This is a genomic window from Mycobacterium lentiflavum, from assembly GCF_022374895.2.
Lineage (GTDB): Bacteria > Actinomycetota > Actinomycetes > Mycobacteriales > Mycobacteriaceae > Mycobacterium > Mycobacterium lentiflavum.
Genome location: NZ_CP092423.2, coordinates 3,294,645 through 3,314,882 on the forward strand (window position 1 = coordinate 3,294,645; position 20,238 = coordinate 3,314,882).

Here is a 20,238-nt window from a genome sequence, read left to right on the forward strand (position 1 = left end):
CGACTGAGCCGCCGAAAAGCGGCTCTTTGCAATGCGACCTACGGCCTCCAGAAAGGGGCCGTAATGCCCTCGTCGGGGCGATTTCCGGAGAGTAACGTTACGCAAATTGAGAGTATTTGGGCGCTCGGGCCAGACGGAAATTGCATCGGCAAAGGAGTACGCAATGACAAACAGCGTAACGGTCCACAATCGGTCCCCTCAGCAGCGCGCGCAGGATGCCAAAATATTGAAAGAGTCCGGTGTCCACAAGCTGGTCGTCACGGACCGCGAAGGTAATTGCTTGGCGTTCGTATTGGCTTGGGACAGCTTCGACTATGACCCTGAGACCGACACCTATGTGTGCATTGCTGACGGTGATGGCAGAGAGCTCATGACCCTATACACCGCTGGCGAACTCAGGTCAGCACCCGGCGCGAACACGTATGTGATCACCGCACCGGATGCGACCGGCTCCCGGGCATTGAAGGCCCTCTGAACCACCGGACACACCGCCCCGCCGGCCCGATCGGTAGCGGCTTCTTCTCGTCCCGGAGGTTATGATAGACCGTTCGTACGGTTAGCCGAAGGGTTCAAGATGCCCCGATTGCCTGGTAGACGTAGCGAGATTCTCGACGCGTTTGTCCGCTATGTCGCCGAACGCGGTTACGACAGAACGAATATGGGCGACATCGCCGACGAGCTCGGCATGTCTAAAGGCACCATCGTCCATCACTTCGGAACCAAAGCGCAGATGTTGCGAGAGCTGGAAGAAGCCCACCTGGGCCTGCAGCTCGACGCGCTACGAATGGTATGGGATCGGCTGGCCGCGCCGCACGAACGCATCGCAGCAATCATTTACGCCTCGGCGATGCTGCAAGTGATCGCCCGCAACGCGACGGTCGCAAGCCAGCGTGAAGTCGTGCAGTTGTCCGACGATCCGGCGATGCAACAAGTGCGTAAGCTGCGTCATCAATTACAAGCTCTCGCTAATGACGAGATCCGCACCGGGATCGACAGCGGCGTGTTCCGGAACGTGGACGTCGAACTGGCGGCATTGCAGCTGTGGGGGTCATTGCAGTGGATGTGGGTCTGGTTCGATCCAGCCGAATCCCGAACGCCCGAACAAGTCGGTGCCGCGTTCGTCGACGTGTTTCTCGGCGGACTATTACTCGACCGCTTAGGGCTGAGTAAGTGGGCAGACCCGTCGGCGAACGTCGTCTCGGTGGTGCGCGATTGCTTGGCCGAAGTGACGAGTGCTGCCTCTTGACCGCATCGCGCAGAATGCCCTGCGCGCCAGTGGAATTGCCGCAACGGAATTAACTTGAACCACCGAGCTGTCGTCGGCCGTTCGCCTCCACACGCTCCGTGTTCAGCGGGCGTCCGGCGCCGGGGAGCCCACCCAGTAAGCACAAACGCCTGGTTACGACCAAGCGGGTGGTTGCCCGGCGCGGGGCGGTCAGGGTGGTGGGAACATGCCGTCCGATTTTATTGACTGACCGTACGGTCTAATGCCATAGTTGCAGCGTGGAGCAAACGCGGCCGACAGGGATCCGGGGGGCGAAAACCGGGACTGCGGCACTTGGCGCGAACAACATTAAAGTTCCCGGCACTCCTATTGGGCTTGGAATCCATTACAGTGGACCGCTTTTCGCCGCAGACCAACATCGCGGTCGCTCATGACGACGGCGGCGAGGACACCGGCCGGGAATGAGACCCGACGAGCGTGGTTACGTCGGAGGTCGCGCCGATGACAACCTCGAGCGTGATTGGCGGCAGAGTACTCGCCAGGATCCGACCCGGCACAGAAGTTGCCGGCGGGTTCTTCCGAATGTGTGTGCTGACGGCCAAAGCCCTCAAGCGGCCGTTCGAATGGCGCGAGTTCATCTGGAACGGCTGGTTCCTGATGCGGGTATCGCTGCTGCCCACCATCGCGGTGTCCATCCCGGAAACCGTGCTGCTCATCTTCACACTCAACCTCCTGCTCGCCGAGATCGGCGCCGCCGACGTCTCGGGTGCCGGTGCCGCGATCGGCGCAGTCACCCAGCTCGGCCCGATCGTGACGGTGCTGGTGGTCGCCGGCGCCGGAGGCACCGCCATCTGTGCCGACCTCGGTGCGCGCACCATCCGCGAGGAGATCGATGCGCTCGAAGTGCTCGGCATTGACCCGATCCACCGGCTGGTCCTGCCACGCGTGGTCGCCTCGACGATCGTCGCCGTGCTGCTCAACGGCCTCGTGGTCGCCGTTGGCCTGGGCGGCGGCTACCTGTTCAGCGTGTACCTGCAACACGTCTCGAGCGGCGCTTACCTCTCGACCTTGACAGCGCTCACCGGTCTACCAGAAGTGGTCATCGCGTTCATCAAGGCCGCGACATTCGGACTGATCGCCGGACTGGTGGGCTGTTATCGCGGGCTGATCGTCCGCGGCGGATCCAAAGGTCTGGGCACCGCCGTCAACGAGACGGTGGTGCTGTGTTTCATCGCGCTGTTCGCGGTTAACGCCGCGTTGACCACTATCGGCGTCCGCTTCGGCACGGGGCGCTGACATGACGACAGCAGCCGCGCCCCATATTCGTTTCCCGCGGGCCGCCTTCGTTCGATACCGGCACGTCCCGGTGCGGCTGATGGTCGAGATCGGACAGATGGTCTGGTTCGCGCTGACCGCGGTCGCGCAGATCCCCTACGCGCTGCACAACTACCGAAAAGAGTTGCTGCGGATGGTTGCCCAGATGGGGATGGGCACGGGCGCCATGGCCGTGGTCGGCGGCACTGCCGCCATCGTCGGCTTCATCACCCTGTCAGCCGGCTCCCTGGTCGCCATCCAGGGCTACGCCACGCTGGGAAACATCGGTGTAGAGGCATTCACCGGATTTTTGGCCGCACTGGTTAATGTGCGGTTTGTAGCACCGGTCGCCGCCGGTCAGGCCCTGGCCGCCACAGTCGGTGCCGGGGCCACCGCCGAACTGGGCGCCATGCGCATCAGCGAGGAGATCGACGCCCTGGAAGTGATGGGGATCAGGTCGGTCGCATTTCTGGCGTCGACCCGCGTGGTGGCAGGTCTCGTCGTCATCGTCCCGCTCTACGGATTCGCGATGACCATGGCCTTCCTGTCCCAGCAGGTCACCACGGTGTTCTTCTACGGGCAGTCCATCGGCACGTACAACCACTATTTCCACACGTTCCTGCGCCTCACCGACGTGGGGTGGTCTTTCGCAGAGGTGATCCTGGTTGCGGTGGTCGTGATGACCACCCATTGCTACTACGGTTACACCGCCACCGGTGGGCCGGTCGGCGTGGGTGAAGCGGTCGGCCGGTCGATGCGGCTGTCCTTGATCACGATCGTTGTCGTGGTCGTGCTGACCGCCATGGCGGTCTATGGCAAAAGCCCGAACTTCAACCTCACCGTGTAGCCGCCCATGACAACCCCGACAACCCCGACAGCCCCCGCCCCGAGAATCAAGGAGAATCGGCCGCGCATCCCGCCGTACAAGACCGCGGCTGCGGTGTTCTTGGCGGTCGCGGCGATGGTGTTGGCTCTCGTGTGGTTGCAGTTCCGGGGCGAGCTCTCGCCGAAGACGACCTTGACGATGCTGGCTCCCCGGTCCGGGTTGGTGATGGATCCAGGTTCGAAGGTCACCTACAACGGCGCGGAAATCGGTCGGGTGTCCAGCATTTCGGAGATCGAACGTGACGGTGTCCCCGCAGCCAAGTTCGTATTGGATGTCAATCCGAGATACGTCAAGCTCATTCCGGCAAATGTGGACGCCAATATCAAGGCCACCACGGTGTTCGGCAACAAGTATGTGTCGCTTACCTCGCCGAAAAGCCCTTCACCACAACGCATCACACCGAATCAAGTGATTGATGCACGATCGGTGACGACGGAATTCAATACGTTGTTCGAGACCCTCAACTCGATCACGGAGAAGGTGGATCCGGTCAAGGTGAACCTGACGCTGGCCGCGGCCGCGGCCGCATTCACCGGGTTGGGCGACAAGTTCGGGCAGTCGATCGTCAACGGCAACGCGATCCTCGACGATATCAATCCGCAGATGCCCCAGATCCGGCACGACATCCAACAATTGGCGGCCCTGGGCGACACCTATGCCGACGCAGCACCGGCTCTGTTCGACGCACTCAACAACTCGGTGATCACGGCACGTACGCTGCACCGCCAGGAATCCGACCTGGATGCCGCGTTGTTGGCCGCGGCCGGATTGGGCAACACGGGCGAAGACATCTTCCGGCGAGGCGGGCCCTATCTGCAGCGCGGGACCGCCGATCTGGCGCCCACCGCGCAGCTGCTCGACACCTACAGCCCCGAAATCTTCTGCACCATCCGCAATTACTACGACGAAGAGCCCCACGCCTACGAGACAACGGGCGGCGGAAACGGCTACGCGCTGCACACCATGACGGAGCTGACGTCAGGGTTGGGAGGCCTGCTGACCCTCCCAGGGCTGGCCGGCACCGCGGCCACCATGGGGCTCCTCGGGCTCGCCGGTGTGGTGGGCGGGGCACCGAATCCCTATGTGTATCCCGACAATCTGCCGCGGGTAAACGCGAGAGGCGGCCCCGGGGGCGCGCCGGGTTGCTGGCAGGCCATCACCCATGACCTGTGGCCGGCACCGTCCTTGGTGGTGGACACCGGCGCCAGTCTCGCGCCATATAACCATCTAGAAACCGGCTCCCCGTACGCAATCGAGTACGTGTGGGGCCGCCAGGTCGGGGACAACACGATCAACCCATGAAAATCACCGGACCCGCCATCAAGCTCGGCACCGTCTCGTTGGTGCTGCTGCTGATCACCATGTCGATCGTTGTGGTGTTCGGTCAGATGCGCTTCAACAGCACCAACAGCTATTCCGCGGAATTCAGCAACGCCACCGGGCTGAAGGAAGGCCAATTCGTCCGCGCAGCGGGAGTCGAAATCGGCAAGGTCAAAAAGGTGCAGCTGGTGCAAGGCGGCACGCGGGTGCGAGTGGACTTCGCCGTCGATCGCTCGATACCGCTCTATCAGTCCACGACCGCGCAGATCCGCTACCTCAATCTGTTCGCCGACCGCTATCTGGAGCTCAAACGCGGCGAAGGTGAGGCCGCCGACCGGGTCCTGCCGCCGGGTGGGTCCATCCCGCTGTCTCGAACGTCACCGGCGCTGGATCTCGATGCCCTGATCGGTGGTTTCAAACCGCTGTTCCGGGCGCTCGATCCGGAAAAGGTCAACACGATCGCGTCGGCCATCATCACTGTGTTTCAGGGTCAGGGCGGCACGATCAACGACATCCTCGACCAGACCGCACGGCTGACCGCACACCTGGCCGAACGCGACCAGGCAATCGGCGAGGTGGTCAAGAACCTGAACATCGTGCTGGACACCACGGTTCGGCATCGCAAGGAATTCGACCAAACCGTCGACAATTTCGAGAAATTGATCTCGGGGCTGGCCAATCACGCCGATCCGCTGGCGGCGGGCACCGCGAACATCAGCAACGCCGCCGGTACGGTGGCCGACCTGTTGGCCGAGGACCGCGCTCTGCTGCACAAGGAGATCAACTACCTGCAGGCTCTGCAGCAGCCGCTCATCGACCGAAGCGATCAGCTCGACGATCTGATCCGCAAGACTCCGACAGCCCTCAACCTGATCGGACGCAGCATCGGCCTCTACGGAGACTGGGTGAATTTCTACCTCTGCGACCTCACGATCAAGTGGAACGGACTGCAGCCCGGCGGCCCGGTTCGCACGGTCAGGCTGTGGCAGCAGCCCACGGGTAGGTGCACACCGCAATGAGAACGCTGACCGATTTCAACCGCGGCCGCGTCGGGCTGACGGGCATCACCGTGCTCGCTCTCGTCGTCGCCGTCGGCCAAAGCTTCACCAGTGTCCCGATGCTGTTCGCAAGTCCCAGCTACTACGGGCAGTTCACCGATACCGGTCAACTGAACAAGAACGACAAGGTGCGCATCAGCGGTGTGAACGTCGGCACGGTGCAGGGGCTCGACATCGACGGCGACCACGTCGTGATCAAGTTCTCCATCGGCGCCAACACCATCGGCACCGAAAGCCGGCTCGCGATCAAGACCGACACCATCCTGGGTAAGAAGGTGCTCGAGATCGAGCCGCGCGGAACCCAGACGTTGCGGCCCGGAGGTGTGTTGCCGCTGGGCCAAAGCACCACCCCCTACCAGCTCTACGACGCGGTCTTCGATGTCAACAAGGCCGCCGCGGGCTGGGACATCGACAGGGTCAAGCAATCGCTGAACGTGTTGTCCCAGACCATCGATCAGACGTACCCGCACCTGAGCCCCGCCCTCGACGGATTAGCCAAATTCTCCGACACCATCGGCAAGCGCGACGAAGCGATCAAGCATCTGCTCGCTCAGGCCAACCAGGTTGCCAGCGTGCTCGGTGACCGCAGCGAACAGATCAACCGGCTGCTCGTCAACGCCAAGACGCTGCTGGCCGCGTTCAACGAACGCGGCCGGGCCATCGACGCACTGCTGCAGAATATTTCGGCTTTCTCGACGCAGGTGCAGGGATTCATCGACGACAACCCGAACCTGAATCGCGTGCTCGAGCAGTTGCGTGCTCTCAGCGATGTGCTGGTGGCGCGCAAGGATGATTTGGCTCAAACTCTCACGTACGTAAGCCAATTCGCCGCATCACTGGGCGAATCCGTCGCATCCGGACCGTTCTTCAAGATCGTCCTGTCCAATCTGCTGCCGTACTGGGTCTTGCAACCGTCTGTCGACGCCGCGTTCAAGAAGCGCGGGATCGACCCGGAGGACTTCTGGCGCAGCGCCGGCCTGCCCGCATTCCGCTGGCCCGACCCCAACGGCACCCGGTTCCCCAACGGCGCGCCGCCGCCCGCACCCCCGGTGTCCGAAGGCACCCCGGATCATCCGGGGCCGGCCGTCCCACCGGGAACGGCGTGTTCATACGTTCCGGCGCCCGGGGTGCCGCCGCGGCCGTGGAACCCGCTGCCCTGCATGGGAATAGACACCGGGCCGTTCGGCGGTAGTTTCCCGGCGCCGATCGACGTGCAGACCTCACCACCGAACCCGAACGGACTGCCACCGACACCAGGGATCCCGATCGCCGGGCGCCCGGGTGAGCCGCCGCCGGACGTCCCGGGCACTGCGGTGCCGCTGCCACTCAATGCGCCGCCGGGGGCACGCACGGAGAACCTGCAGCCGGCACCGTCGACGTTCGCGCCCGGGCCGCCCCAGGGGGCACCCGCGCCGCCGGGACCCGGGCAGCAGCTACCGGTCCCGTTCATCAACACCGGCGGCACGGGTGGCAGCGGGATCACGGGAGGCAGCCAGAATTGAGTAACATCTTCGCTTTCCGCCGCTTGCGGCTCCGCAACGTGATCGGAGCGCTGGTACTGGTGCTGGCCCTCGCCGCTGGGCTCGCCGGGTGGCGGCTCTACCAGAAGTTGACCACAAACACCGTGGTCGCTTATCTCCCGACCGCGAATGCGCTCTATTCCGGGGACAAAGTCCAGATCATGGGCGTTCGGGTGGGTTCAGTCGACAAGATCGAGCCGGCCGGCGGCAAGATGAAGGTGACGTTTCACTACGACAACAAATACAAGGTGCCCGCCAACGCGTCCGCCGTGGTCGTGAACCCAACACTGGTGGCATCGAGGAGCATTCAATTAGAGCCACCGTATAAGGGTGGCCCGGTGATGACCGATAACGCGGTCATCCCGATCGAGCGGACTCAGGTGCCGACGGAGTTCGACCAACTGCGCGAGAGCGTCGCCAACACCATCAACAAACTCGGCCCGACCCCCGAGCAGCCCAAGGGTCCCTTCGGTGACCTCATCGAGGCTTATGCCGACGGACTGGCCGGCAAGGGCAAGCAGATCAATGCCACGCTGAACAGCCTGTCCCAAGCGCTCACCGCGCTGAATCAGGGCCGTGGCGACTTCTTCGCGGTGGTGCACAGCCTGGCACTGTTCGTCAACGCCCTGCACAAAGACGACCAACAATTCGTCGCGTTGAACCGCAACCTGGCTCAATTCACCGACAAGTTGACCGGGTCGGACACCGAACTCGCCACGGCGATACAGCAATTCGATGGCCTGCTCTCGACGCTGCGCCCGTTCCTGGCCAAGAACCGTGGGGTGTTCGCGCATGACATCACTAACCTCGCCAACCTGACCACGACGCTGGTACAACCGGAGCCGCTGAATGGTTTGGAGACCGCGCTGCATGTACTGCCGACGCTGGAGACCAATCTCAGCCAGATTTACCACCCAACGCACGGAGCTGTCATGTCGATTCCGGCAATCCCGAACTTCGCGAATCCAATGCAGTTCATGTGCAGCATGATTCAGGCCGGCAGCAGGCTGGGTTATCAAGATTCCGCCGAACTGTGTGCGCAGTACCTGGCGCCGATTCTCGATGCGATCAAGTTCAACTACTTGCCGTTCGGGCTGAACCTGTTCAGCACGGCCGAGACGCTGCCCAAGGAAGTCGCCTACTCCGAGCCCCGGTTGCAACCGCCGAACGGGTACAAGGACACCACCGTTCCTGGGGTCTGGGTGCCCGATACGCCTTTGTCGCACCGCAACACCCAGCCCGGATGGGTTGTCGCGCCCGGAATGCAGGGCGTCCAGGTGGGCCCGATCACGGGGGGCCTGTTGACCCCAGAATCGCTGGCCGAACTGATGGGCGGCCCTGACATCGCGCCCCCGGCGTCTGGGCTGCAGACACCGCCCGGACCGCCGAATGCCTACGACGAGAACCCAATAGCGCCTGTCATCGGGCAGAATCCACCGCAGGTGCCGATTCCGCCACCGCCACCGGCGCCGGGTGTGATCCCGGGACCGGTCGCACCGACGCCACCTGGACCACCACCGCCCGCGCAGGCGGCCGCGTCGACAGGACCTGGCTCGTGAGAGGCTCAACCACGTTGCGCGCGTGGAGTTCTCGCGGCCGCCACCGCGCGTGGCAGGGGCTGGCCCTGCTCGCGACCGCAGTGACGCTGACGTCGTGCTCGAAGTGGCACGGAATCGCGAACATCCCAATGCCCGGGGGCCCGGGGAGCGGGCCCGGCTCCTACACCATCTACGTCCAGATGCCCGACACGCTGGCGCTGAACGACAACAGCCGGGTCCGGGTGGCCGACGTCTTTGTCGGCACGGTGCGCGCGATCGAGCTGAAAAACTGGGTCGCCACGCTCACGCTGCGGCTGGACAAGAACGTCAAGTTGCCCAAGAACGCCACCGCCAAGATCGGGCAGACAAGCCTCCTGGGCTCCCAACATATTGAGCTGACCTCCCCGCCCAACCCGTCCGCAGAGCCGCTTAGGGACGGCGACACCATCCCGCTGATGAATTCGTTCGCCTACCCCACGACCGAGCAGACACTGGCCAGTCTGGCGTTGATCTTGCGCGGCGGGGGTATCCCGAACCTCGAAGTGCTGCAGAACGAGGTCTACAACATCCTCAACGGGCGGGCCGAGCAGATCCACTCCTTCCTGGGCAAGCTCGACACCTTCACTGCCCGACTCGACGAGCAACGCGAGGACATCACTCGAGCGATCGATTCCACCGATAGGTTGTTGGCGTACGTGAGCTCGCGCTCGGATGTCTTGGATCGGGTTCTCACCGAGTTCCCGCCGCTGCTAAAGCATTTCGCCGACAAGCAGAAGCTTTTGGTCGACGCGGTCGATGCGACAGGACGGCTCAGCGCAGTCGCCGACCAATATCTTTCCGGCTCGCGAAGCGACCTGCATTCCGACCTGCTGTCCCTGCAATGCCCGTTGCGTGAACTCGGCCGAGCCTCGCCGTATCTGATCCGCGCCCTCAAGCTGATCCTCGTCCGGCCGTTCGACGTCGACGCCGTGCCGAAGTCGTTCCGCGGCGACTACTTCAACCTTTCGCTGACGCTCGACCTGACCCTCAGCTCTGTCGACAACGCAATCCTCACCGGGACCGGTTTCTCCGGAGGGCTGCGCGCGCTCGAGCAGTCGTGGGGCCGTGACCCCGAAACGATGATCCCCGACGTCCGATACACGCCGAACCCCAACGATGCCCCGGGCGGTCCGCTCGTCGAAAGGGCGGATAGGCAATGTTGACGCGCTTCATCTGGCGCCAGCTGATCATCTTCACCATCCTCAGCGTGATCACGGCGATTGCCTTGGGGTGGTACTACTTGCAAATTCCCACCGCAGCCGGGATTGGTCGGTACACGCTGAAGGCGGACCTGCCCGCATCGGGCGGTCTGTACAAAACCGCCAACGTGACTTATCGCGGTGAAACGATCGGCACGGTGACCGCGGTCGAACCGACCGAGACGGGCGCGCGAGTGACCATGAGTATCGCCGACAGCTACAAGATCCCGACCGACGCGTCGGCCAACGTGCATTCGGTGTCCGCGGTCGGTGAGCAGTATCTGGATCTGGTGTCAGCAGGCAACCCGGGCACGTACTTCGCGCCGGGACAGACCGTTACCAAGGGCAGCGTGCCCACGGAGATCGGGCCGGCACTGGACGCGGCCAACCGCGGGCTCGCCGCCCTGCCCAAGGAGAAGATCGCCTCCCTGCTTGACGAAACAGCGCAAGCCGTAGGAGGTTTGGGCCCCGCGCTGCAACGCCTGGTCGATGCGACGCAGGCAATCGCCGGCGACTTCAAGACCAACATCGGCGACGTCGACGACGTGATCCGAAACTCCGGGCCGATCATCGACAGCCAGGTCGATTCCGGTGATTCAATCCAACGCTGGTCGCACAATTTGGACCTCCTGGCCGGCCAGAGCGCGGAAAACGACCAGCAGGTGCAAAGCATTTTGACCCACGCCGCGCCGACCGCCGATCAGATCGATGCGGTGTTCAACGACGTCCGGGAGTCGCTGCCGCAGACACTGGCGAATCTCGAGATCGTGTTGGACATGCTCAAGCGCTACCACAAAGGCGTCGAGCAACTGCTGGTGGCATATCCGCAGGGCGCAGCGGAAGGCCAGACGGTGACGACGCCTTTCCCGGGCTACGCTGCGCTGGGCACCTCGCTGACGATCAACCAACCCCCGCCGTGCCTGACCGGCTTCTTGCCGGCATCGCAGTGGCGGTCTCCGGCGGATACCAGCCTGGCGCCGATGCCGTCCGGGACGTATTGCAAGATCCCGCAGGACGCTGCGGCCAACGCCGTGCGCGGTGCGCGCAACCTCCCGTGTGTCGACGTCCCCGGCAAGCGCGCCGCCACCCCGCGGGAGTGCCGCGACCCCAAGCCCTACGTTCCGTCGGGCACCAACCCCTGGTACGGCGACCCGAACCAAATCCTGACCTGCCCGGCGCCCGCGGCGCGCTGCGACCAGCCGGTGAAACCCGGCCAGGTAATGCCCGCACCGTCGATCGACAACGGCCTCAACCCGGCGCCTTCCGACCGGGTAGCGGGAACACCGCCGCCGATCAGCGATGTCCTGCAGCGGCCGGGGTCGGGGACGGTGCAATGCAATGGGCAACAGCCGAATCCCTGCGTCTACGCTCCCAGCGCCCCTCCCCCGGCCGTCTACAGTCCACAAAGCGGTGAACTGGTGGGGCCCGACGGTGTCAAGTACTCCGTCCAAAATTCGACCAAAACGGGCGACGACGGGTGGAAGGACATGCTGGCACCACCCGGCTGAATCCAGGTCGTCACCTTGTTACATGCATTCAATCATCCTCACTGGCAACGCTTTTCGCCCAAATCCCGCACCCCGTTCGGCGGCGCGCCACTGGTCAGCACGCGAAGCGCGTCGTACGAATTCTTCACTAACCTCGGAACGTTGACACTGACCGCACGTACAGTCATATACTTGATACGACCGCGCGAAACGGCCGGAAACGCTCCGAGTGCGCGGTGCAACCGCGGCCGCTGACTTGCAGAGATCGGAGCGCAATGCCGGAAGTGATTGGCCTGGGCCAACTCCGGAGTAACACGTGTGGGTATCTCGAGCGGGTTACCGCCGGGGAGACGATCGATGTCGTCCGGCGCGGCAAGTTGGTGGCACGGATCGTGTCGGTCGGCGACTGGAGAGTGGCTCCGATTCCAGCGGGATCTGTCAAACCCGTTGCACCGGACACCGGTGGATGGGTCGGGCTTGACGAACTGCGAACGCGGGCCGGGCGGTGCTTCGATCGGGTTGCGGCTGGGGAGACGATTTATGTTGTCCGTGGCGGCCGGTTGCTGGCGCGGATCGTGTCGGCCGATGACTCGGGGATAACGGCGATCCCGGCGGACGGTGGTCGGCAAATCGAGCTTGACGAATTGCGAAAGCGCGCGGGGCGTTACTTCGACAGGGTTGCGGCAGGGCAGACGATTGAGGTCATCCGTGGCGGCGAGCTGGTTGCTCGCATTGTGTCAGCCCAGGAACGACGGCCCTTATCAGTGTCTTCAGCGTGACGGCCGATGGCCCGACACCAGGAGACCCGGCATCCGGACCGTCGCTGAATTCAGCGCCGACGAACGGCCCCCGGACGCGGGACTTCCGTCCCTATTGCCGGCGTCGGTGAACTGGTCGGATTCGGGGTGCAGCTCGACTACTCCTCCGACAAGGCAGAACTCATGGCAATGAAGGCACCGGCGAAGTCGGGAACCAGAATTGTTACCCTGACCATGAATCCGGCACTCGACATCACCACGGACACCGATCGGGTCATCCCCACCGACAAAATGCGCTGCGGGCTGCCCCGCTACGATCCTGGCGGCGGCGGAATCAACGTCGCGAGAATCGCCCACGTGCTCGGCGAGTCGGTATTGGCCGTCTTTCCAGCGGGCGGCCATGCCGGCGACAAGGTGACTGATCTTGTCGCTGCCTCCGGGGTTCCGGTACGGCGGATCAACGTGGCTAATTCCACCAGGGAAAGCTTCACCGTGGACGAGCGCACCACCGGAAAGCAGTACCGATTCGTGCTCCCAGGCCCGCGGCTCACCGATGTCGAGTTGACCGAGTGCCTCGACACGCTTAGCGCCGCAGCAGGATCCGCGGACTTCGTAGTGGCGAGCGGCAGCCTGCCGCCCGGAGCGCCTGCCGACTTCTATCAGCGGGTCGCCGACATCTGTCGCGAGCGCGATGCACCGCTGATTCTCGACACGTCAGGGGCCGGACTGCGACATGTCTCTTCCGGCGTCTATCTGCTCAAGCCGAGCGTGCGAGAACTACGCGAATGTGTCGGACGAGAACTCATCAGCGAGTCAGAGCAGCTGGCCGCGGCACACGAACTCATCGACCGCGGCTGCGCCCAATTCGTCGTCGTGTCACTCGGGTCCGAGGGCGCTCTGCTCGCCACACCGCTTGGAAGCCAACGTTATTCAGCTGTAGAGGTGCCTTCCGGCAGCGGTGTGGGCGCCGGAGACGCCATGACCGCCGGGATCACCGTCGGCCTTAAGCGCGGCTGGCAACTCGACAAGGCGGTGCGACTGGGCATCGCTGCCGGCGGTGCCATGCTGCTGACGCCTGGCACCGCGCAGTGCCTCCGCGAAGATGTCGAGCGGCTCTTCGAGATGGTCGCCGACCCCATAGATATCGACCGTGCCCGATGGTTGTCCGCTCGAGTAAAGACATCGCGATGACGGCGTTGGTCACCGTGGACCCGCGCTACCACGACGCCGTGATTTTCAACCTCGACGCTTTGTTGACCGACGTTGACGGTGTTCGGCTGTTCGAGTCGACGATCAATCTGGTCCAAAGACTGCTCGAGGTCGGGATCGCCACCGCTGTCTATTCGTTGCGCACAGACGCTCAACAGCTCCTAAAGTGCGCCGGAATTGATGGCCTTTTCGGTGTCAGTGTCGATGGCATCCCTACCGCATTCCTTGCGGAAGCCGTTGGCCGACTCGGCGTGCGCCCGCAACGGTCTGTCGTCGTTGACGACGCCGGTTCCGGGATATCGGCGGCTCAGGACGGCGGTTTTGCGCTTACCATCGGTGTCGACCGCTCCGGGGATCCCGACCGACTATTGGGGCGCGGGGCCGACGTCGTGGTCGCGGATCTGAAGGACGTCGCTGTCCGCGCAGGCGACAAGCGGATCTCGAAGCTCCCCAGTGCGGTGGAGTCATACGGTCAGATCATCGGCGTTCTCGGCGCGCGAGAACCGGTGTTGTTTGCCGACTACGACGGAACCTTGTCCCCCATCGTTGCAGACCCCGATTCCGCCACCCTCGTCGAAGGAGCGGCGAAGGCGCTGGAAAGCTTGGCGTCGCAATGCCCCGTCGCCATCCTGAGCGGCCGCGACCTCGCCGATATCCGCGCTCGGATACCCATACCTGGTATCTGGTATGCCGGCAGCCACGGCTTTGAGCTGACCGGGCCGGACGGCACATACCACTGCAACGAAGCGGCCGCAGCCGCCGTCGATGTCTTGGAGCGTGCGGCCGCCGAGTTAGGCAAGAGCCTGGCTGAAATTCCCGGAGTACGCGTGGAACACAAGCGCTTCGCCGTCGCGGTTCACTACCGCGAGGTCGCAGCGGAGCACATCGGCAGGATCGTCTCTGCCACACACAAGCTCGGACAGCGAGATGGCTTACGCGTGACCAACGGACGGATGCTGGTCGAGCTGCGGCCGGACATCGCCTGGAACAAAGGGACCACGCTGGCCTGGATTCGCGATCGCATCGACGCGACCGGGTCCCTGCTGCCGATCTACATCGGCGACGACCTCACCGACGAAGACGCTTTCGACGCAATCCAATTCGACGGCATCGGCATCGTGGTGCGGCACGACGAGGATGGCGATCGAAAGACGGCGGCCCGATTCGCTCTGCGGAGTCCCGATGAGGTGCGGGAGTTCATTCAGCGCGGGTCGAATTGGCTGGCGATCAAACATCAGAAGTCTTCCAAAGCATGGGATTTCACCTATGACGGCTACGACCCGCAGAGCGAGAAGCTTCGTGAGTCGCTATGCACGGTGGGAAATGGCTACTTCGCCACCCGCGGCGCAGCGCCCGAATCGAAGGCCGACCAGGTGCACTATCCGGGGACGTATGCCGCCGGTGTCTACAACCGTCTCGTCGACGATGTTTCGGGCGCTGAAATTGACAACGAGAGTCTGGTCAACCTGCCCAACTGGCATGCACTGACGTTCCGCGTAGACGGCGGCAGCTGGTTCGACATCGACAGGGTCAAGGTGCTGTCCTACCGGCAGACGCTCGACCTTCGCGGCGCGATACTGACCAGGGAGGTGCGCTTCTGTGACGACGCGGGACGCACCAGTTCGCTGACCCAGCAACGATTCGCGGCGATGCACATGCCCCACGTCGGCGCTCTGCAGACGACGATCGTCGCCGAGGATTGGTCAGGGACCATCGAGATTCGCTCGACGCTGGACGGCGATGTCACAAACTCGCTGGTGGAGCGGTATCGCGATTTGGCCAACCGTCATCTTGGGTTGGTGGAAAAACGAGAGATCTCCGGCAATTCCGTACTGTTGTCAGTTCAGACGACCCAATCACGCATCCCCATTGCCATGGCGGCGCGCAGCGTGGTGTGGCGCGACGGGACTCCCGTCCCGGCCACCTATCGCCTGGTCGACCAGGGAGCAGAAATCGGCCACGATATTGCCGTCGAACTGTCACTCGGTGAGACGGTGATGGTGGAGAAGACCGTAACCCTTTTCACCGGGCGAGACGCCGCGACGTCCGAACCTGCTGTCGATGCCGAGCGCTGGCTGAGCCGACTCGGCAGATTTGCCGAATTGCGCGACGGGCATCTGAACGCCTGGATACATCTGTGGGAGCGCCTGTCAATCGAGTTTGAAGACTTCACCGACGAATCGCGCATCCTGCGGCTGCATCTCCTGCATCTGCTGCAGACGGTCTCCCCCAACAGTTGCGACCTCGATGTCGGGATACCGGCCCGCGGACTGCACGGCGAGGCATATCGCGGGCACATCTTCTGGGACGAGCTATTCATCTTTCCGGTACTCAACTTGCGGCTGCCGTTGATCACCCGGTCGCTGCTGGGATACCGCTACCGGCGCCTGCCGGAGGCGCGTCAGGCCGCCCGGGCGGCAGGCTACTCCGGTGCGATGTTCCCATGGCAATCCGGCAGCGACGGGCGCGAGGAAAGCCAACGCCTGCACCTCAATCCGCGCAGCGGCCGGTGGAACCCCGACGGGAGCGCTCGTGCGCACCACATCGGCATCGCCGTCGCCTACAGCGCGTGGAAGTTTTATCAGGTCACCGCAGACCTCGCCTACCTGATCGACTACGGCGCGGAGCTGCTGGCGGAGATCGCACGCTTCTGGGTGAGTAGGGCCGACTACGACGAGGAACGCGATCGCTACAGCATCCGAGGGGTCATCGGGCCCGATGAATTCCACTCGGGCTACCCCGATGCGCCTTACGACGGGATTGACAACAACGCGTACACCAACGTGATGGCGGTCTGGGTGATCATGCGCGCCCTCGACGCACTGAAACTGCTACCGCTGCCGAACCGACTCGATCTGCTCGAGACAATCGGACTGAAGAATGCGGAACTGGCGCGTTGGGACGAGGTCAGCCGAAAGATGTTCGTCCCGTTCCACGATGGCATCATCAGCCAGTTCGAGGGATACGGCGAGTTGGAGGAACTGGACTGGGACGGGTACCGGCAGCGGTATGGCAATATCCAACGCCTCGACCGCATCCTCGAGGCGGAAAACGACGACGTGAACCGGTACAAGGCGTCCAAGCAAGCCGATGTCCTCATGCTGCTTTACCTGATGTCCGCGACAGAGTTGTGTGAGCTCCTCGACCGGCTCGGCTATCACTTCATCCCCGACAAGGTCCCGGAAATGGTTGACTACTACCTGGCCCGCACGTCGCACGGATCGACGCTTAGCGGTGTCGTGCATACCTGGGTGCTCGCCCGGGCCAACCGCAGTCACGCCATGGAGTTTTTCCGACAGGCACTGAAGTCCGACGTCTCAGATATCCAGGGCGGCACCACGTCTGAAGGCATCCATCTGGCGGCCATGGCCGGCAGCGTCGACCTCTTGCAGCGATGCTTCACTGGGATGGAAACCCGGTCCGATCGCATCATCCTCTCGCCGTATTGGCCCGAAGAACTTGGCGTGCTGGCATTCCCGATCCGCTACCGCGGTCTGCACCTGCACCTGCGAGTCAGTGGAAAGGGCGTGATCATCAGTGTGGATCCACGCGACGCCGCCGGAGTCGAAGTGGAGTGCCGCGGTCGAGTAGTTCAACTGATGCCCGGGACCACCGTCCGATTTCCCGGTTGATCTTTGCCGCCGAGTGTTGCTTCTGGTCGATCGAGTTGGCAAGGGCATCCGAGGCCTCGCCGCGTAACGCATTGCTCGTACACGGAATCGACGAAGCCAGCCGCGATCCCGGCATGCCGTCTCAGGCGCCGAGTCATCGGCAGCGAGCGCTGGCCATGGCGGGTCGTCTCCACCAACGCCGTCAAGCCCTGGGTATCGCATCGGAGATCACCGTCCGACGGCCCAAGTTCGGTCCCGGGCCGGGTCGTTGATCCACCCGTTCGGGTGACCTTCGGCCCTGGCACCGCGCATGCGGCTGTGCGAGGTTGGCATTTGTGCCACTATCGCGTTCCTGCTCGGCCGAGCGATGCCGGACGAGTTCGACGCCGCGTGACGTGCGCGTCGCGCCAACTACTTGACGCGCTACGAGAGGACAGGTCATGAGCACGTCCGGATACGTCCGATTTTTTGAGGACTTCGGCATCGACGATGTGCCACTCGTCGGCGGAAAGAACGCGTCGCTGGGCGAGATGTTCCAGAAGCTGTCCGGACAGGGCGTCCGTGTCCCACACGGATTCGCCATCACCGCCCAGGCCTATCGCCACATGTTGGACAGGGCCGGCGCCTGGGACCGTCTGCATGCCGAACTCGACGAGCTCGACCCCGACGACGTCGCCGCGCTAGCACGTAAAGGCAAGCGCGCGCGTGAGATCGTCTACGGCGCCGGGCTTCCCGACGATCTGGCCGCTGAGATTCTGGATGGCTACCGCAAGCTTCAGCAGGAGTACGGCGAGGAGGTAAGTCTCGCTGTGCGGAGCTCCGCGACCGCCGAGGACCTGCCGACCGCGAGCTTTGCCGGCCAACAGGATTCGTATCTCAATATCAAAGGCGAAGAGAGTCTGCTGGACACATGCCGCCGGTGTTTCGCCAGTCTGTTCACTGACCGCGCGATTCATTACCGAATCGATCAGGGCTTCGACCATTTCAAGGTCTCTCTGTCAATCGGCGTGATGAAGATGGTGCGCTCCGACATCTCTTCGTCGGGTGTGATGTTCTCCATCGACACCGAGTCGGGCTTTCGCGATGCCGTCTTCGTGACGGGCGCCTACGGCCTTGGCGAAAATGTGGTTCAGGGTGCTGTTGACCCGGACGAGTTCTACGTCCACAAGCCGACCTATCTCTCCGGGCATCGCGCTGTGTTGCGCCGCCTCATCGGCGACAAGGCAGTGAAGATGATCCTCGTCGAAGGCGAGACGAAGAACACGACGCGAAACGTCCCCACACCAAAGTCCGACCGCGCTAGGTTCTGCCTCACGGATTCCGACGTCTTGGAGCTGGCCGGCTACGCGTGCACCATCGAGGCGCACTACGGGCGGCCGATGGACATGGAATGGGCGAAGGACGGTCTGGACGGAAAGCTCTACATCGTGCAGGCTCGCCCCGAAACGGTGGCCTCCCAGCACAGCGCGACGGCGCTGGAGTCCTATGTGCTCGAAGGCCGCGGCGACGTACTCACCGAGGGGCGCTCGGTCGGCGAGAAGATCGCCTCGGGTGCGGCCAAACGGATCGAAAAACTCACGCAGCTGGACGAATTCAAGCCCGGTCAGGTACTCGTCGCCGACACCACCACACCCGACTGGGAGCCGGTCATGAAGACCGCCGCAGCGATCGTCACCAATCGCGGCGGCCGCACCTGCCACGCGTCGATCATCGCCCGCGAACTCGGCATACCCGCCGTGGTCGGCGCCGGAGACGCGACCACGTGCGTGCCCGATGGCGCCGTCGTGACGGTGTCGTGCGCCGAGGGCGACACCGGCCGCGTGTACCGGGGTGAGCTGGGCTTCCATGTCGACCGAACCGAGGTGGCCGACCTGGCGCGGCCGCGAACCCAGATCATGATCAATCTCGGGAACCCCGACCTCGCCTTCAAGACGTCGTTCCTGCCGAACGACGGCGTGGGACTCGCCCGGATGGAGTTCATCATCGGCGAGTACATCCGGGTTCACCCGCTAGCACTGCTGCACCCCGACAAGGTCGACGACGCCGAGGCACGTCGGACGATCGATCGGCTCACGCAGGGTTATCCCGACGGCCGCGCGTTCTTCGTGGAACGCCTTTCCGAAGGGATCGGCACCATTGCCGCCGCCTTCTGGCCGAAGCCGGTTGTGGTGCGGATGTCGGACTTCAAGACCAACGAGTACGCGAGCCTGATCGGCGGAGCAGCCTTCGAACCATCGGAGAGCAACCCGATGATCGGTTTCCGCGGCGCCTCGCGCTACGCGCATCCCGCCTACGCTGAGGGTTTCGCGCTCGAGTGCCGCGCAATGCAACGTGTGCGCGACGAGATGGGTCTGACGAACGTGATTCTGATGCTCCCGTTCGTGCGGCGAATTGCCGAGGCGGACCTCGTGCTGCAAACGATGGCCGACCTCGGTCTGCGCCGGGGCGAGAACGGGCTCAAGGTGTACGCGATGTGCGAGATCCCGAACAACGTGATCCTGATCGATGAATTCGCCAAGCGTTTCGACGGTTTCTCCATCGGCTCCAACGACCTGACTCAGCTGACGCTCGGCGTCGATCGTGACAGCGAGATCGTGGCCTTCGACTACGACGAACGCGACGAGGGTGTCAAGGAGATGATTCGCCTGGCCGTTGAGGGCTGTCGCCGCAACGGAATTCACTCGGGGCTGTGTGGGCAAGCGCCGTCGGATTACCCAGACATGGCCGAGTTCTTGGTCCGGATCGGCATCGAGTCGATGAGTCTGAACCCCGACACGGTAATCAAGACCACACGTCAGATCCTGCAAGTGGAAAAGCAACTCGTTCCGGCTCGATGAGTAGCGATCTCACGCCGCTTCCGGACCTGTTGCATGGTCAGGCCCGGGCCGGTTCGCGAGCACCGGCCCGTGTACACGGACAATCCGTTCGCGGCGATCCACGGCCGGGTGTGCTATTGCGTGGGCTGCTCGCGGTACCCGTCGGCGCCGACGGGACCACCCGCGAACGCTGGGACTATGTCAGCGCGCTACAACAAGCCGACAGCACCGACTACCCGATACCCTGAGTGACAGGGT

General features: G+C 63.5%; 14 protein-coding genes. All 14 read left to right on the forward strand.

Features of this window, described 5'->3' with window-relative positions; genetic code table 11:
- Nucleotides 1-163 precede the first annotated feature (163 nt).
- The 14 genes from MJO58_RS15465 (at nucleotide 164) to MJO58_RS15530 (ending at nucleotide 20,228) form a co-directional block, all read left to right on the forward strand.
- Entirely contained in the window at nucleotides 164-475 is a 312-nt protein-coding gene (locus MJO58_RS15465) for a hypothetical protein (protein ID WP_090602983.1), read from the forward strand.
- A 99-nt stretch (nucleotides 476-574) separates the two neighbouring features.
- A complete protein-coding gene (locus tag MJO58_RS15470) occupies nucleotides 575-1,246 on the forward strand; it encodes a TetR/AcrR family transcriptional regulator (RefSeq protein WP_090602985.1) in 672 nt (223 codons plus the stop codon).
- Between the two features lie 480 nt (nucleotides 1,247-1,726).
- Nucleotides 1,727-2,521: an MlaE family ABC transporter permease gene (locus MJO58_RS15475; RefSeq protein ID WP_090602987.1), complete on the forward strand. Its 795-nt coding sequence runs from the start codon at nucleotides 1,727-1,729 to the stop codon at nucleotides 2,519-2,521.
- 1 nt (nucleotide 2,522) lies between these two features.
- Nucleotides 2,523-3,386, forward strand: a complete 864-nt coding sequence (locus tag MJO58_RS15480; protein WP_090602989.1) for an ABC transporter permease — start codon at nucleotides 2,523-2,525, stop codon at nucleotides 3,384-3,386.
- A gap of 6 nt (nucleotides 3,387-3,392) precedes the next feature.
- Nucleotides 3,393-4,727, forward strand: a complete 1,335-nt coding sequence (locus MJO58_RS15485; protein WP_239719955.1) for an MCE family protein — start codon at nucleotides 3,393-3,395, stop codon at nucleotides 4,725-4,727.
- Nucleotides 4,724-5,764: a virulence factor Mce family protein gene (locus MJO58_RS15490; protein WP_239719956.1), complete on the forward strand. Its 1,041-nt coding sequence runs from the start codon at nucleotides 4,724-4,726 to the stop codon at nucleotides 5,762-5,764. The genes MJO58_RS15485 and MJO58_RS15490 overlap by 4 nt, the downstream gene beginning before the upstream one ends.
- Nucleotides 5,761-7,305 carry a virulence factor Mce family protein gene (locus tag MJO58_RS15495; protein ID WP_090609105.1) on the forward strand — a complete coding sequence of 515 codons (1,545 nt, stop codon included), beginning with the start codon at nucleotides 5,761-5,763 and terminating at the stop codon, nucleotides 7,303-7,305. Before MJO58_RS15490 ends, MJO58_RS15495 begins: the two co-directional genes overlap by 4 nt.
- The gene (locus tag MJO58_RS15500) at nucleotides 7,302-8,882 is read left to right on the forward strand and encodes a virulence factor Mce family protein (protein ID WP_239719957.1); all 1,581 of its coding nucleotides are present in this window, start codon (nucleotides 7,302-7,304) and stop codon (nucleotides 8,880-8,882) included. The genes MJO58_RS15495 and MJO58_RS15500 overlap by 4 nt, the downstream gene beginning before the upstream one ends.
- Nucleotides 8,879-10,063: a virulence factor Mce family protein gene (locus MJO58_RS15505; protein WP_239719958.1), complete on the forward strand. Its 1,185-nt coding sequence runs from the start codon at nucleotides 8,879-8,881 to the stop codon at nucleotides 10,061-10,063. Before MJO58_RS15500 ends, MJO58_RS15505 begins: the two co-directional genes overlap by 4 nt.
- Nucleotides 10,057-11,607, forward strand: coding sequence for an MCE family protein (locus MJO58_RS15510; protein ID WP_239719959.1), 1,551 nt, complete (start codon nucleotides 10,057-10,059; stop codon nucleotides 11,605-11,607). Before MJO58_RS15505 ends, MJO58_RS15510 begins: the two co-directional genes overlap by 7 nt.
- A gap of 926 nt (nucleotides 11,608-12,533) precedes the next feature.
- On the forward strand, nucleotides 12,534-13,535 hold the full coding sequence (locus tag MJO58_RS15515) for a 1-phosphofructokinase family hexose kinase (protein WP_090609110.1): 1,002 nt from the start codon (nucleotides 12,534-12,536) through the stop codon (nucleotides 13,533-13,535).
- Nucleotides 13,532-17,185, forward strand: coding sequence for a trehalose-phosphatase (gene otsB, locus MJO58_RS15520; RefSeq protein WP_239719961.1), 3,654 nt, complete (start codon nucleotides 13,532-13,534; stop codon nucleotides 17,183-17,185). The genes MJO58_RS15515 and otsB overlap by 4 nt, the downstream gene beginning before the upstream one ends.
- A 419-nt stretch (nucleotides 17,186-17,604) precedes the next feature.
- Complete coding sequence (gene ppsA, locus MJO58_RS15525; protein WP_239719963.1) at nucleotides 17,605-20,001, forward strand: phosphoenolpyruvate synthase; 2,397 nt, start codon at nucleotides 17,605-17,607, stop codon at nucleotides 19,999-20,001.
- A complete protein-coding gene (locus MJO58_RS15530; protein WP_239719965.1) occupies nucleotides 19,998-20,228 on the forward strand; it encodes a hypothetical protein in 231 nt (76 codons plus the stop codon). Before ppsA ends, MJO58_RS15530 begins: the two co-directional genes overlap by 4 nt.
- Nucleotides 20,229-20,238 lie beyond the last annotated feature (10 nt).